11 protein-coding genes are annotated in these 14,227 nt (G+C 43.7%); 4 read left to right on the forward strand and 7 right to left on the reverse strand.

What is annotated here, in order from left to right:
• Positions 1 to 133 precede the first annotated feature (133 nt).
• Positions 134 to 3,079, reverse strand: a complete 2,946-nt coding sequence (locus NKI27_RS18095) for an insulinase family protein (RefSeq protein WP_265047411.1) — start codon at positions 3,077 to 3,079, stop codon at positions 134 to 136.
• A 136-nt stretch (positions 3,080 to 3,215) separates the two neighbouring features.
• Positions 3,216 to 3,989 carry an exodeoxyribonuclease III gene (locus NKI27_RS18100; protein ID WP_265047412.1) on the reverse strand — a complete coding sequence of 258 codons (774 nt, stop codon included), beginning with the start codon at positions 3,987 to 3,989 and terminating at the stop codon, positions 3,216 to 3,218.
• 142 nt (positions 3,990 to 4,131) lie between these two features.
• Here NKI27_RS18100 and pyrE point away from each other — a divergent pair, with 142 nt between their 5' ends.
• On the forward strand, positions 4,132 to 4,776 hold the full coding sequence (pyrE, locus tag NKI27_RS18105; protein WP_265047413.1) for an orotate phosphoribosyltransferase: 645 nt from the start codon (positions 4,132 to 4,134) through the stop codon (positions 4,774 to 4,776).
• Positions 4,777 to 4,814: 38 nt separating this feature from the next.
• Here pyrE and NKI27_RS18110 read toward each other — a convergent pair whose 3' ends face one another.
• The gene (locus NKI27_RS18110; RefSeq protein ID WP_265047414.1) at positions 4,815 to 5,582 is read right to left on the reverse strand and encodes a sulfite exporter TauE/SafE family protein; all 768 of its coding nucleotides are present in this window, start codon (positions 5,580 to 5,582) and stop codon (positions 4,815 to 4,817) included.
• 281 nt (positions 5,583 to 5,863) lie between these two features.
• On the opposite strand from NKI27_RS18110, the gene NKI27_RS18115 reads away from it, so the two are divergent.
• Positions 5,864 to 6,547 carry a hypothetical protein gene (locus tag NKI27_RS18115; RefSeq protein ID WP_265047415.1) on the forward strand — a complete coding sequence of 228 codons (684 nt, stop codon included), beginning with the start codon at positions 5,864 to 5,866 and terminating at the stop codon, positions 6,545 to 6,547.
• Between the two features lie 132 nt (positions 6,548 to 6,679).
• On the opposite strand, the gene NKI27_RS18120 is transcribed toward NKI27_RS18115, so the two are convergent.
• Positions 6,680 to 7,063: a hypothetical protein gene (locus tag NKI27_RS18120; protein ID WP_265047416.1), complete on the reverse strand. Its 384-nt coding sequence runs from the start codon at positions 7,061 to 7,063 to the stop codon at positions 6,680 to 6,682.
• 234 nt (positions 7,064 to 7,297) lie between these two features.
• Here NKI27_RS18120 and trhP point away from each other — a divergent pair, with 234 nt between their 5' ends.
• On the forward strand, positions 7,298 to 8,662 hold the full coding sequence (gene trhP, locus NKI27_RS18125; RefSeq protein WP_265047417.1) for a prephenate-dependent tRNA uridine(34) hydroxylase TrhP: 1,365 nt from the start codon (positions 7,298 to 7,300) through the stop codon (positions 8,660 to 8,662).
• A gap of 96 nt (positions 8,663 to 8,758) precedes the next feature.
• Here the strand turns inward: trhP and NKI27_RS18130 are convergent, their stop codons facing one another.
• Positions 8,759 to 9,727: a homoserine kinase gene (locus NKI27_RS18130; protein ID WP_265047418.1), complete on the reverse strand. Its 969-nt coding sequence runs from the start codon at positions 9,725 to 9,727 to the stop codon at positions 8,759 to 8,761.
• A 73-nt stretch (positions 9,728 to 9,800) separates the two neighbouring features.
• A complete protein-coding gene (locus NKI27_RS18135; RefSeq protein ID WP_265047419.1) occupies positions 9,801 to 10,100 on the reverse strand; it encodes a DUF2782 domain-containing protein in 300 nt (99 codons plus the stop codon).
• Between the two features lie 60 nt (positions 10,101 to 10,160).
• On the opposite strand from NKI27_RS18135, the gene polA reads away from it, so the two are divergent.
• Positions 10,161 to 12,905, forward strand: coding sequence for a DNA polymerase I (gene polA, locus NKI27_RS18140; RefSeq protein ID WP_265047420.1), 2,745 nt, complete (start codon positions 10,161 to 10,163; stop codon positions 12,903 to 12,905).
• Positions 12,906 to 13,034: 129 nt separating this feature from the next.
• On the opposite strand, the gene NKI27_RS18145 is transcribed toward polA, so the two are convergent.
• Positions 13,035 to 14,156, reverse strand: coding sequence for a PilT/PilU family type 4a pilus ATPase (locus NKI27_RS18145; RefSeq protein WP_265047421.1), 1,122 nt, complete (start codon positions 14,154 to 14,156; stop codon positions 13,035 to 13,037).
• Positions 14,157 to 14,227 lie beyond the last annotated feature (71 nt).

Consider the following 14,227-nt stretch of genomic DNA (forward strand, 5'->3'; position numbering starts at 1 on the left):
ATTCCCCTGAGCAAGTCCCTTATTTATACAGCAATAAATTAACCTGTTAGTGTATATGAACACCTCTAACAGGCTAAAATATAAGTCCCTTACAAACAAGTACAAATTAGACTAAAGCCATAGAGCGCACCCTCTACTCTGTGACATACTTAGCATTCCCTTTAAATACAGCCAAGTCACTGATTATTTTAAATTTATTACCCGTGGTCATACTTTTTGTTGCTGGTTGAGAGTGTATTACTAAGCCATTACTGGTTTCCCCAGATAAGAGCTGATGACAGAAAGCAACGAAGTCTGCTTTACTTAGATTTTCTAACGTTTTAATTAACGACTCTTTCTGTAAAAAAGGCGGGGATTTTAAGGCTATTTTCGTCCAGTAAAAGTCAGAGCGTGCTTTTAGGTTGGGCTCTTGGGTTAAGAATGAGACTAATGCTTTTTTAACATTATCAAACACCTCATCACTCAAGGCCTCAATCTTAGCATTCATTCCGTTTAATTCTATTTCTAGCTCTTTTTGTACGTCTGTTGCTGATAGATTGGGGGACTGGGCATAAATCGCTAAACCATCGACATTATAAACGGGCATTGGGGCGGCCCCTACAATATAGCCCATAGAATGTTCTGTACGCAGGGTATTAAATAACTCTGATTGCAGCAAATAACCTAATAATCGAACAGAAGCAGCCTCTTTAACCGTACCCTGTTGAACCTGACTATAAAGTACCACGGCAACATTACCGCTATTATCACCTTCAAGTGTTCTTAACCAGCGCTCATCTTGTGGTAGGTTTATCACTTGTGGCTGAGGCATTGCAGCACCATTTTCAGTTATTTTCAGTACTTTTTTTACCTGATTGCCTAACTGTAAAGCTTGGCTTTGATTAAGGCTGCCATGAGATAAACCCGTGACCTCCAACTGAGATAAAAAAGCGGTTTGGTAGGCACGAACATCTTCAATACTAAGTGATTTAAGCTCTGCTTTAAGTTCACTCACCTCCCAAACTAAAGGGTCTAACGTGACAGTAATCGCGTTCATCACCTTATCAATGGGCTGGCTCGAATTATATTGCTGGTACATTGATGATAAATTTTGTTTAGCGATCGTAAAATTCTGCTCAGTGAACGAGTGACTCGTCACAGCCTTTAACATGATATCGAGTAATGCAGGTTGTGGTTCAGTCATGCCCGAAAGCGAAAGATTAATACCTCTTTTAGTAGGATGAATAGTGTGTTGCACGCCGGCATCTCGAAACTGGCTTGATGAGGATAGAAGTACTTCATTGATCATCATGATATAAAGCCCTTTCATTGCAGTCACCTTGGGGCTGACCTTTAGCGCAGATGACTCCAGCATGAAATAGGTGTCCGTTTTAGGCACCTTAAATGTGTCATCTTGCTTGTACCACATTGCAAAGCCTTGCTCTTGGTTGATTACGTTCGGCTCAGCACCGCCCGTTGGAGCATTAGACATATCCATTTCAACCGACTCAAGCGTGGGGGGAGCCGAGTGTTCAGCGATTGACGTGATATTTACGGTTGGTAAAGATAAGTCGCTAACGAATGATTGCGTTTGCCATGGAGCGATAGTTTCAACACTCATCGTCGAAAGGCTATATTGATGTCCAGACCATTCATCCCGTTGCTCAAGCGGCTTGCCTGTACCACTTAATGAAATCAATACGTTTTCAGGGGTCAGGTAATTGAAATATTCATTGATAACTGATGCATCGTAACGCACCATCAAACGGGGCCCTGAGAACACATCTATTGCAGGATAACTTTGCAAGTTATTGGCTAATTCTCCCACATAAGCAATGGCGGGAATTTTCTCCTGAAAACGAAATAGTTCAGCCACACGCTGATGCTGCTGGCTATAACGTTCTTCAGAAATACCCTCTTGTTTTATTAACCTTAAATACTGAAATACCGCACCCACTATGTCAGTATAGTGATTCATCCCTTCTTCGCTTAGTGCAAACTGAATATCAAAGGTTGCGTAGCTTCGAGTGCTTAAGCGACTACCTGCTATCATATTATTGACCCAGCCTTTCTCTTTCAATCGAGCTTTAAGGCCGCCTTTATCGTTGTCGTTCAATATATTAGCAATAAATTCTTCTGGTTTTTCCTGATAATGCGTCGCAAAAGCGGGCACAGAAAATGATAAGGTCATTTGTGGCTGAGGGTTATTCAACTCCATCGTTAAAAGCTGCGGCTGTTTTGATTTTAAGAACAAAGAGGGCTCAATAACGACGTCACCTACTTCAAGGGTGGCCCTTTTAGGTGTCGCGGCTTTAGTTCGGATGGCTGAAAAATTCTTCTCTACTTGTTTTTGCAGGTTTTCTATCGGTTCTTTCCCCAACACAACCAGCGTCATTGCATTAGCGGCATAATAGGTTTTATAAAAATCGACCACACTATTTTTAATTGGGTTAATATTATCTCCCGCTAAAGTTTGGCTACTACCCGCTTCAAACCGAGAAAATGAGTGCTCAGGATGAACAGCAGGTTTCATTAGCGACATACTAACCCAACCGTCATTACCTTTTAGCATTTGATACTCGGCATCGACGACTTTGAGTTCGCTATCAATATAATGTTCATCAAACGTAGGTGATATAAAGAATTGAGAAAAACGATCTAATGCCGGCTCTAAACTGGCTGCACTCACTTCAAAAAAGAAATTTGTTTGATCTGCCGTCGTGTAGGCATTATACATACCTCCATTTTGCGTCATAAACTGCTTGAAGCCATGAGGTGACGGGTATTTTTCAGAACCTAGGAATAACATGTGTTCAACAAAATGAGCCAAGCCCAAGCTGTCATCAGGGTCTTGCTCACTCCCTACCCCTACAGCCAGAGCTGCGGCCGAGCGTTCGGTTTCAGGGTCTGAAACAAGAAGAACTTTGAGATTATTTTTTAGCTCAACGCTTTTATAGCTTCGCCTATCTTGTGGTGGTGTATGGACAGGGCTGTTTGTTTTGGCTGCTTGAGGTGTTGGGACTGCTTGGAGGTTTTCTGTTTCGCTACAAGCACTGACTAGAATAACGAAAGGTAAAATCCATTTTGTATTACAAAGCATAAGTACTCCGATAAAAACCTTATAAAGCATCAGAGTACTAAAATATAAACAGGGGAATAACTGTCAATACTAACAGTTGACTAAGCAATCATAAGCGTTCATCACCCATCTAAGGATAATGAACTAGATGGGTCGTTTAAATCTCGATATCATAATCCATGATAACCGGCGCATGATCAGAAAAACGTGTACCCGACTCAATGTAACCATCTAGAATGGCGTTACGCAAACCGGGGGTCACGATCTGATAGTCAGTACGCCAACCGGCTTGCTTTCTCCAGCCTTTCGCCCACTCTGGCCACCACGTGTACTGTTTCTTCTCTTTATTCACTTCACGGAACGCATCAATATACTCAAGTGAATCAAATACTTCGTCAAACCATGCACGCTCATGAGGCAAGAAGCCAGATACTTCCATTTTATGGTATTTGCTACTGGCATCAGTCACTAAGTGAGCGGTTTGCATATTGGCACAGAAAATAAACTGCCGACGCTTGCGCAGTGTTTTTTGCAAATGCTCCATAAAGGCATTCATGAAACCGTCTTTTTCCGCTTGCTTCTCATCATTACCTAATGCACAAGGCGCCAACATGGCAGCGACACTAACGTTATCAAAGTCTGCCTGTATAAAACGACCCTGCCGATCTGCCGGCTCATACGCAAAACCATACATGATCGCTTTCGGAAAATGCTTTGAATAGATGCCTACACCACCGTCTTCTGGGTTTTCGCCATCAATAAAATAGGCTTCATACCCTTCTGGGTGAAAAAGTTCATCATCGAACTCGTAAGTACGTGCCAAAAGATCCTGAACACACACAACATCGGCATCCAGCTCTTTCATCCATTCGAAAAAACCATTTTCAGCGGCCTGTTTTAGGCCGTTAACACTAATCGATACTACTCGCATAGATGCCCCTTAATACGTTTGCGTGTATGATACCTAATTCACATTTTTGTAAAAAGAACTGATTGAACTATTTGAGGCTACAAAGCCCACATTACTACAAAATTTAACAATCAAACGTCTCAGAACGCCTAAGAGAGCCACTATGCAAGAGTATCAACGCGAATTTATTGAGTTTGCCATCAAACAAAATGTTTTGAAATTTGGGGAGTTTACCCTTAAATCTGGTCGAACGAGTCCTTATTTCTTTAATGCTGGTCTATTTAACTCAGGGCAAGCGTTGGCCCAACTCGGTAAGTTTTACGCCGCGGCGCTTAAAGAGAGCGGTATTGCTTACGATGTTTTATTTGGCCCTGCTTATAAAGGCATCCCTCTGGCATCAGCAACCGCAATAGCACTGGCTGATCAGCACAACATCGATTCGCCATACGCGTTTAACCGAAAAGAAGCAAAAGCCCATGGCGAAGGTGGCTCTATTGTGGGCGCTGAACTTAAAGGCAAAATAATGATCATTGATGACGTTATTACAGCCGGAACAGCCATTAGAGAGGTGATCGACATCATTCGTCAAGCGGGCGCTGAGCCGGCAGGTGTTTTAATTGCACTCAATCGCCAAGAAAAGGGTAACGGTGAACTTTCAGCGATTCAAGAAGTTGAACGCGACTACGGCATCCCTGTTGCGAGCATTGTCGATTTAAATCAAGTACTTGAATACCTAAAGCAAGATCCAACTATGGCCCAATATGCAGAAAGCGTTGCGGCCTACAGAGAAAAGTACGGGGTAGCTTAACGCTACACACTAGTGGTAAGTTTTTCACTTACCACTGGTTACACTAGGCCATCGACAATCAGTGACCCGCCAACCACAACCGTTACGCACTCAAAACATCGCTTAACCAGCTTACTCCCTTTAGCTATAGATAAGTGGGCACCAAAATAACCACCTAACAGTGCACCCACAATTAAGGCGGGGATCCATTCCCACTTTACATCCGTCTGCATCACAAGTGTTATGGCCCCAAAACCGTTCCAGAAAAGCCCCACCAAAATCAACGTATAAGTAACTGCTCGCTGATAATCAAAACCAAACCACACCACCAGCCAAAGCGTAACAAACAAGCCTGTACCCGACGTAATTGAACCGTTCAGAAAACCAATAAAGAACAGACCAAAACCTCCAACAAGCCAACCCGCAAGGTCTCTATGTTTAACGCTTGAGGTGAGACCTAGTTGAGGGGAACGCCATGAGTATATTCCCAAACCAGCCGTAAACAGCCCTAATACCAAGCGAGCAATCGCATCGGGAACCGCCAAAATAACTAACGCGCCTAACACAACACCCGGCAACCCCGTTAACAGTATAAAACCTGCAAAGGCAGGATTAATGCCCTTTTCTCGAATGTGCCTAAATGTGGCCCCCACTCCTAGCGCCACACTGGCAATTTTATGTGTCGCCAGTGCCGTGCCAAACGCTAGACCTAAAAATAACAATGCGGGGAGCTGTAACAAGCCGGCGCCACCACCCGCCAAAGCACTTAACCCGTTAGCAACCAGTGAAATAACAAGCAACATACACTGCTCTAGGACGGTTTCCATATTTTTCTTCAATCAATTAGGGGTAAAAAGAACGAGGCTCGGTCGAGGTTTTACGCGACTCTTCTATACATTGTGCTATTCTAACGCTTAACGCAGGTTATGGGCTATATTGAAGCACTTCACATCAACGACCTTTTCACTAAACAGCTTGCCTTAACAGGTGTTGCAGCTAGAGATAAACCGCTATACTTCTATTATGCAGCCACTAATCTTTGACATCCCATATTCAAAACAAGGATAGTGTTACATGAATATTTATACGTTTGAGATCATTTTCAGAAATGCGTTATTTTAAACCGTCAATTTCACTTCTTATTTTAGTCATAGGCCTGACTCACACAGTCAGTGCGTATGCCGGCAACCTTTATCGCTATAAAGATGAGAACGGGGTAACTGCACTCAGCCTTAACATCCCCGCTCACCTTGTTCGAAATGGGTACGAAGTACTCGGTAGCAATGGGCGTGTCATAAAAGTCGTGCCTCCTGCTCTAACGCCAGAAGAAATAGCAGAAAGAGATGCTAAAGAAGCAGAAAAAACTCGTCTTGCAGAAGAAGCTCAAAAGCAAAAAGAAGACGATGCGGCCTTGTTAAAGCTTTACAGTCATCCAAATGATGCGGTGCGAGTACTGAATCGAAAGCTGCAAGATATTAAAGATTTTATTTCACTTAAAAACGGCAACATATCCGTAGTAAAAGGGCAGTTAGAACAAGAGGAAGCTAAAGCGGCCAACATGGAGCGTACAGGTAAAAAAATACCCGACAGCATTCTCAATAAAATTGCTCAGCAGAAAGAGAAAATCATTGAGATACAAAATGATATCGAAGTGAAGCGGAATGAAATTCCTGTGCTTAATTTAGTGTTTGATAAAATCATTAAGCGCCTAGAGTTTCTCACTAAGAAAAAAGCAGATAATTACCCTTTAGCGTTACCTGAGCCTGCAACTACCGAAGCGCTAGATAATTAGCGCCAAGCCTAAGGCACCGTAACTAAAGTATATTCTCGTCCCCAAGAACAAAGTGAATAACAGTGGTTTTTCGCTAGGCACAAAAAAGAGAAGCAATGGCTTCTCTTTTTTTTGACCAACAGCCTACATTAATTATGCAGTAGTCGCTGTTTTCTTAGTCGCCGTTTTTTTAGCTGTTGGCTTCTTAGCTGGTGCTTTTTTCTCAGTCACAACGTCTTCAATAGTCTCTACCGCGTCTTCAACAGCGTCTTCTACTTTCTCAACTTTGCTTAAAATATCTGTCGCATATTCGTTCAAACGCTTGTTGAATGTACGAATTGACTCATACATAGTACCTACCGCTTCATTATGTAGGTCTTGAACTGTTTTGATGCTGTAGCTTTTAGCTTCTTTTTCAACTTTCTCAACATAACCAAAAGACTTTTCAGCCAATGCTTTATGCTGCTCTTCAACTGCTGCGATGCCTTTCTCTACAGTTTCTTGAATTTGCTGTTGAAATGTTTTTAACTTGCCCATAATCACTCTCCGTTAAATTAAAGCGCTCATCCTAAGGTCGATAAATCCCTTTTCGATTCATTCCCTACATTACTGCTAAAAATTAGAGTGTTCATACTAAAGAACAAACATAAATCAATTAAAAATTATTTATTTTTTGTACTATCTCACCCTCTTCAAACACTCATTTTGATTACCGCTTAGGTTGTGGCGCGTCACACTGTTTAGTGGTTTTTTATTACAGGTATACCAAACATGTCTTTCACACGAAAACCCGAATTATTAGCGCCTGCCGGCACGCTTAAAAACATGCAATATGCGTTTGCATACGGAGCAGATGCGGTTTATGCAGGCCAGCCTCGATACAGTTTACGTGTAAGGGAAAATGACTTTAATTTAGAAAAGCTAGAACAAGGCATACAGTTAGCCCACAAACTAGGTAAGAAGTTTTACGTGGTTAGTAATATCGCGCCACACAACAGCAAAATAGATAGCTATATAAAAGATATTGAACCCGTTATCGCCATGAAGCCTGACGCAATCATTATGTCTGACCCAGGCCTTATTATGATGGTTAGGGATAAATGGCCTGACCAAACCATTCACCTTTCTGTTCAAGCCAATGCCGTCAATTATGCTTCTGTTAACTTTTGGCAGCGACAAGGAATTGAGCGCGTTATCCTCTCGCGCGAACTGTCTCTGGATGAGATCGCTGAGATTAGAGAAAAGTGCCCTAACATGGAATTAGAGGTCTTTGTTCATGGGGCTTTATGCATGGCCTATTCTGGACGATGCCTCCTTTCTGGCTATATCAACAAACGCGATCCAAATCAGGGTGCCTGCACCAATGCTTGCCGCTGGAAATACCAAGCCCATGAAGCAAAAGAAGATGAAGCAGGCAATGTTATTCCATTAGTAGAACCCGTACCAGAAGCTGAAGAATGGTCGCCTGGACAATCAGCCCCGACCCTTGGCGAGGGAGACACAACCGACCAAGTATATCTGCTTCAAGAGCCAGGCCGACCCGACCAGTTAATGCCCGCGTATGAAGATGAGCACGGCACCTACATCATGAACTCAAAAGACCTTCGTGCGGTTCAGCATGTACAGCGCTTTACTGAAATGGGTATTCACTCATTAAAAATCGAAGGGCGTACTAAATCTTATTACTATGTTGCCCGCACCACACAAGTCTATCGCCAAGCCATCGATGATGCAGTCGCGGGCAAAGCGTTTAATATGGCGTTGATGGATGATTTAGAAAAGCTCGCTCAAAGGGGTTATACAGAAGGCTTTTATCGCCGCCATGTACACGATGAGTATCAAAACTATGAGCAGGGTAATTCGGTTTCTAGCAAACAGCTTTTTGCAGGCGAAGTACTTGATGTCGACCTTGAGAATAGATTGATGACCGTAGATGTTAAAAACCGATTTTCAGTTGGCGACTCGGTTGAGTTAATGGCCCCCAGTGGCAACATCACCTTTACGCTAGAGTCGATGATCAACCGCAAAAACCAATCGGTAGATGTTGCACCAGGTTCAGGGCACGAAATGAAAATACCGTTGCCAGAAGGTGCTCCAAAAGACCTTACTTATGCATTGCTGATGCGGAACTTATAAGCACCGATTCGCAGCTTAGAGCAGCTCCTACAAAACCAGAGAAATGGTTATACTCCTCCTTATAGGAGGACTACTTTGGCGCAAAAAATGTTTAAGCTAGCTGATAAAGCCTAACGATAAAATAATCCGTTTTAGTTCGTCCGGGTCTTTGGTTTTATCCCCTTGGGTAGACATCTGTTGGTAACCCGGCAAATACCGGCTCTCTAACCTTGAGAGCCAAAACCTTAATGCGGCCAGATGCATAAACTCAGGAAAAAGTAAGCGCTCACTATCATTAAAAACCCTTACTAAATTATAGCCTTCGAGCAAAGCATTAAGTTTCGATTGATCATGGCGACCGTTTATGTCAGCCGTCCAGTCATTAGCAATTACAGCTAAATCAAATAAAAGCGAGTCATTGCAAGCATGAAAGAAGTCGATAACGCCACTGATTTCATCCCCATCAAACAGTACATTATCTCTGAATAAATCAGCATGTACGATACCTGATGGACATTGCTCCATCTCAGGCTTCATTTTCTGGTAATGATTAATAGCCTGGGCTACACGTTCTGCTTCTGAGGCAGGTAGCACCTTAGACAGTTTCGCCTCTTTCGCTCTCATCCATTCAATATTTCTAGGTGGCAGGCGTGTCTGAGGACAATCTTCAAAGGCTTGATGCATTTCTGCCACAAATCGTCCGACACGCTCACAATGTGCAGCTGAGGGTCGGTCAACAGAGCGCCCGCTAAAACAGGGCACGAGTATCGCAGGTTTGCCTTTTATAATCCCATTAATAGCACCATCATTACGCGGGCAAGGGGCAGGCACAGGAAAGCCTTTATCGGCTAACCAGTTCATAATGTGCAAAAAAAAGGGCAATTGTGACTCTGTAAGGTTCTCAAAAAGTGTTAACACCCATTTTTGGTGGTGTTCAAGCTGCCCTTTCTGACCTGTTAGCGTGACAAAGTAATTACTATTTTCAATGCCGTCACCAATCTCAGAGTAAGTTACAAGCGCGCCCTGCGAGTATTGCGCGAGAAAGTCTTTTAACTCTTCTTGATTAACGGACGTGTAAACGGCCATTACAGCACCTGCTCGAGTTTACGTTACTGTCAGTAAAACAGACTAATCATTAAAAATGACTAGTCCGAGACGCTTACCAGCGGAAAATAACCCAACTCGGCACAAGTAGTTGAGATTTATCTTCTCTAATCCAGCCGCCACCATCATCTGCAACGAGATAATAAGTAGGGCCGACAGTGGGTACGACTTTGATTTCTTTCAAAACACCGTTAACGCGGTATTCATAAAAGGTTTTATTTTCACCACTTCGAATGGTGATTTTAGGCTCATTAGGATCTGACGCTTCAGGCTGTGCGGCAAAAGCACTCACAGACAACATTGCGCCAAGCATTAGTTGAAAAACAAAAAACAGGGTGATTAAGCGTTTCTTCATTGGTAACCTACACTACAGCGGATAATTCCTTAATTCATTATTAAACACTTGATCACACTCATGAGTAAAGCGCAAATCAACAAACCTGTTCTCTTAGTCGACGGCTCTTCTTATTTGTTTCGCGCATTTCACGCGTTACCGCCTTTAATTACCTCTAAAGGACAGCCTACTGGCGCCATTAAAGGCGTTATTAATATGATAAAGCGGCTCCAGACAGATTACCCAGAGTCAAAGATTATTATTATCTTTGACGCCAAGGGTAAAAACTTTCGCCACGATCTTTACGATCAATACAAAGCGAACAGACCTCCGATGCCTGAAGACTTAAGAAGTCAGATTGAGCCTATTCATGAAATTATTAAAGCGATGGGACTGCCGCTGATTATTGTGCCAGATGTTGAGGCCGATGATGTTATCGGAACCTTAGCCACAGAAGCCTCCCAAAAGGGCATCGACACGATCATTTCGACCGGCGATAAAGATATGGCCCAGCTGGTCTCCCCTCATGTAACGTTAATGAACACCATGACCAATGTTTATATGGATCAAGCCGGTGTTAAAGAAAAGTTTGGCGTAACGCCCGAGCAAATCATCGATTACCTCGCACTGGTCGGCGATACCGTAGATAACATCCCGGGCGTGCCGAAATGTGGACCAAAGACCGCAGTTAAATGGCTCGATCAGCACGGGACACTCGATGCGGTAATGGAAAATGCGGCAGACGTAAAAGGCAAGATCGGTGAAAATCTTCGAAATAGCCTCGAACTTCTTCCTTTGTCCTACAAGTTAGCCACTATCCAGACTGACGTTGAATTGGATCAAGGGCTTGATCAGATAGAACATGACGCTATTAACAATGAAAGATTGTTAGCACTATTTAAAGAATACGAATTTAAAAGCTGGATTAATCAGCTTGACAAAGGCGACAGCACAGCCGACACGCCCAATGACTCTACAGCGACTGAAGACCCATCAACATCGCCTGAGCCCGCAATCAGTGTTAATTATGAAACAGTGCTCACACAAGCATCGTTTGATAACTGGTTAGACCAACTATCAAAAGCCGACCTATTTGCATTTGATACCGAAACAACCAGTTTAAACTATATGGACGCGCAAATAGTCGGTGTTTCGTTCTGCGTAACGCCAGGTGAAGCGGCTTATGTACCTTTCGGCCACGACTATATGGGAGCACCAGAGCAACTCGACAGAAACGCAGTGCTCGACGCATTAAAGCCTTTGCTAGAAGATGAGAGCAAGAAGAAAGTCGGCCAGAACTTAAAATACGATATGAATGTGCTGGCAAATCACGGCATTCGCCTTAGAGGTATTGCAGAAGATACCATGCTTGAATCCTACGTGGTCAACTCGGTATTGACCCGTCACGACATGGACAGCTTGGCGAAGAAATACCTTAACCACGCCACTATTCATTTTGAAGATATCGCTGGTAAAGGCGCTAAGCAGTTGACCTTCAATGCTATTGAGATCGAAAAAGCCGCGCCTTACGCCGCAGAAGATGCAGATATCACCCTAAGATTGCATCAGAAGTTATCGCAAGCACTAAACGAGATGCCTTCTCTAGAACCGGTATATCGAGATATCGAACTTCCACTGGTACCTATCATTGCAGATATTGAGCGCGACGGCGCACTGGTCGATGCACACTTGCTCGGCGTACAAAGCAAAGAATTGGAAGGCCGCCTACTTCAATTAGAGCGAGAAGCCTTTGACCTCGCCGGCGAAGCGTTCAACTTAAGCTCACCCAAGCAACTTCAAACCATCTTTTTTGAAAAACTTGAGTTACCGGTTATTAAGAAAACGCCAAAAGGCCAGCCATCGACTGCAGAGCCTGTTCTTCAAGAGCTTGCCCTTGATTACCCGTTACCCAAGGTTATTCTTGAGTACCGAGGCCTCAGCAAGCTGAAGTCAACTTATACCGATAAGCTGCCATTGCAAATAAACCCGTCAACAGGGCGGATTCACACCTCTTACCATCAAGCGGTGACCGCCACTGGACGGCTTTCTTCATCCGATCCAAATCTCCAGAATATACCCATCAGAACGCAAGAAGGCCGACGCGTTCGACAGGCGTTTGTCGCGCCAAAAGGATATAAATTAGTCGCAGCTGACTACTCTCAGATTGAACTCAGAATAATGGCTCATCTGTCTCAGGATGTAGGTTTGCTAAATGCCTTTTCAGAAGGGCTAGACGTTCACAAAGCAACCGCCGCCGAGGTGTTCGGCGTCGCCACTGACGAGGTGACGACAGATCAGCGCCGAAGCGCAAAAGCAATCAACTTCGGGCTTATTTACGGCATGTCGGCCTTTGGTCTTGCTCGCCAGATAAAAGTAGACCGAAAAACAGCACAGAGTTATATCGACCGTTATTTTGAACGTTATCCCGGTGTATTGGATTATATGGACCGCATTCGAAAGCAAGCCCATGACGACGAATACGTTGAAACGTTATTTGGTCGACGTCTCTACTTACCTGAGATTAACGCCAACAATAAAATGCGCCAACAAGCCGCTGAACGCACCGCGATTAATGCGCCTATGCAAGGTAGTGCCGCAGACATCATCAAAAAAGCGATGATCAATGTCTCCAAATGGCTAACAGAAAGCACCTTAGATGCCCGCATGATTATGCAAGTACATGATGAATTGGTATTAGAAGTACGGGAAGACTTGGTGGACGAAGTCACTGCAGGGCTATTGGAGAAGATGGAGTCAGCAGCGCGTTTAGATGTTCCTTTATTAGTAGAAACAGGGGTAGGCAATAACTGGGATGAAGCCCATTAAGCCTTCACCAAAATCGTAGCCGTGATGGAGCGTACCGAAATCAAGGAACCATAGGTGAAAACTTGCCATAAACCCTGATTACGCTTCGCTGCATCAAGGCTACAAGGGAGTCAGTGACTCCCTTGCTTGTTAGAATTCATCATCTATCGACAACCCATCTAACGATGCGGATAAATTATCACCCGATGAATCTGCCCCCAGCTTGATCATTAATCTCAAGTCGTTTGCAGAATCAGCGTACGCCAAGGCATCTTCATAGGTAATCTCACCCGCCGAATATAGATCATACAACGCCTGATCAAAGGTCTGCATACCAATATCTCTCGACTTGGTCATGAGCTCTTTTAGCTTGTGCACTTCAGCCTTACGAATCATATCGGCACACAGCGGTGTATTAATTAACACCTCAATAACCGCTCTCCTCCCTTTACCGTCTGGCGTAGGAATTAACTGCTGCGCCACAATAGCCTTAAGGTTTAATGATAGATCCATCCAGATCTGGTTATGCTGCTCAGGCGGGAAGAAGTTGATAATTCTATCAAGCGCTTGGTTAGCATTGTTGGCGTGTAACGTTGCCAAACATAAGTGACCGGTTTCTGCGAAAGTTACCGCATAGTCCATGGTATCTTTAGACCGAATCTCACCAATCATGATCACATCAGGCGCTTGGCGTAGCGTGTTTTTAAGTGCGATATCAAAGGTTTCGGTATCAATCCCCACTTCACGCTGGGTGACGATACAGCCCTGATGCTGATGAATGTATTCAATCGGGTCTTCTATCGAAATAATATGACCCTGGCTGTTTCTGTTTCGATGCCCAATCATTGACGCCAGTGACGTTGACTTACCCGTTCCTGTTGCCCCTACAAAGATAATAAGGCCACGCTTGGTCATCGATAAGGTTTTTATGATTTCAGGTAATGCCAGATCATCAACCTTTGGAATATTGGTTTCAATTCGGCGCAATACCATGCCACAGAGGTTTCGCTGATAAAATGCACTGACGCGGAATCGACCTATTCCGCGTGCACTGATAGCAAAGTTACACTCATGAGAATCAACAAATTCGGCTTGCTGTTTTTCACTCATGGTGTTCATGACGATTTCACGAGTCTGTTCAGGCGTTAACGCAGATTTAGTAACAGGGACAATTTTACCGTGAATCTTAATACTGGGCGGAACACCCGCTGTAATAAACAGGTCAGAACCGCCTTTTTCGACCATCACTTTTAACAGTTTATCGAAGTCCATCTCATGCCCCGCGTGTCATCAATCGGCTAATGTTTACGCTAAAAACACTAGCGGTTAAATTAAGAATTAGT

The organism is Alkalimarinus alittae, from assembly GCF_026016465.1.
In the GTDB taxonomy this organism is placed as follows: Bacteria; Pseudomonadota; Gammaproteobacteria; order Pseudomonadales; family Oleiphilaceae; genus Alkalimarinus; species Alkalimarinus alittae.

Excerpts from the sequence above, each read along its gene's own strand:
- NKI27_RS18095 (WP_265047411.1), bottom strand. The coding sequence starts at position 3,079 with ATGCTTTGTAATACAAAATGGATTTTACCTTTCGTTATTCTAGTCAGT.
- NKI27_RS18100 (WP_265047412.1), bottom strand. The coding sequence starts at position 3,989 with ATGCGAGTAGTATCGATTAGTGTTAACGGCCTAAAACAGGCCGCTGAA.
- pyrE (WP_265047413.1), top strand. The coding sequence starts at position 4,132 with ATGCAAGAGTATCAACGCGAATTTATTGAGTTTGCCATCAAACAAAAT.
- NKI27_RS18110 (WP_265047414.1), bottom strand. The coding sequence starts at position 5,582 with ATGGAAACCGTCCTAGAGCAGTGTATGTTGCTTGTTATTTCACTGGTT.
- NKI27_RS18115 (WP_265047415.1), top strand. The coding sequence starts at position 5,864 with ATGCGTTATTTTAAACCGTCAATTTCACTTCTTATTTTAGTCATAGGC.
- NKI27_RS18120 (WP_265047416.1), bottom strand. The coding sequence starts at position 7,063 with ATGGGCAAGTTAAAAACATTTCAACAGCAAATTCAAGAAACTGTAGAG.
- trhP (WP_265047417.1), top strand. The coding sequence starts at position 7,298 with ATGTCTTTCACACGAAAACCCGAATTATTAGCGCCTGCCGGCACGCTT.
- NKI27_RS18130 (WP_265047418.1), bottom strand. The coding sequence starts at position 9,727 with ATGGCCGTTTACACGTCCGTTAATCAAGAAGAGTTAAAAGACTTTCTC.
- NKI27_RS18135 (WP_265047419.1), bottom strand. The coding sequence starts at position 10,100 with ATGAAGAAACGCTTAATCACCCTGTTTTTTGTTTTTCAACTAATGCTT.
- polA (WP_265047420.1), top strand. The coding sequence starts at position 10,161 with ATGAGTAAAGCGCAAATCAACAAACCTGTTCTCTTAGTCGACGGCTCT.
- NKI27_RS18145 (WP_265047421.1), bottom strand. The coding sequence starts at position 14,156 with ATGGACTTCGATAAACTGTTAAAAGTGATGGTCGAAAAAGGCGGTTCT.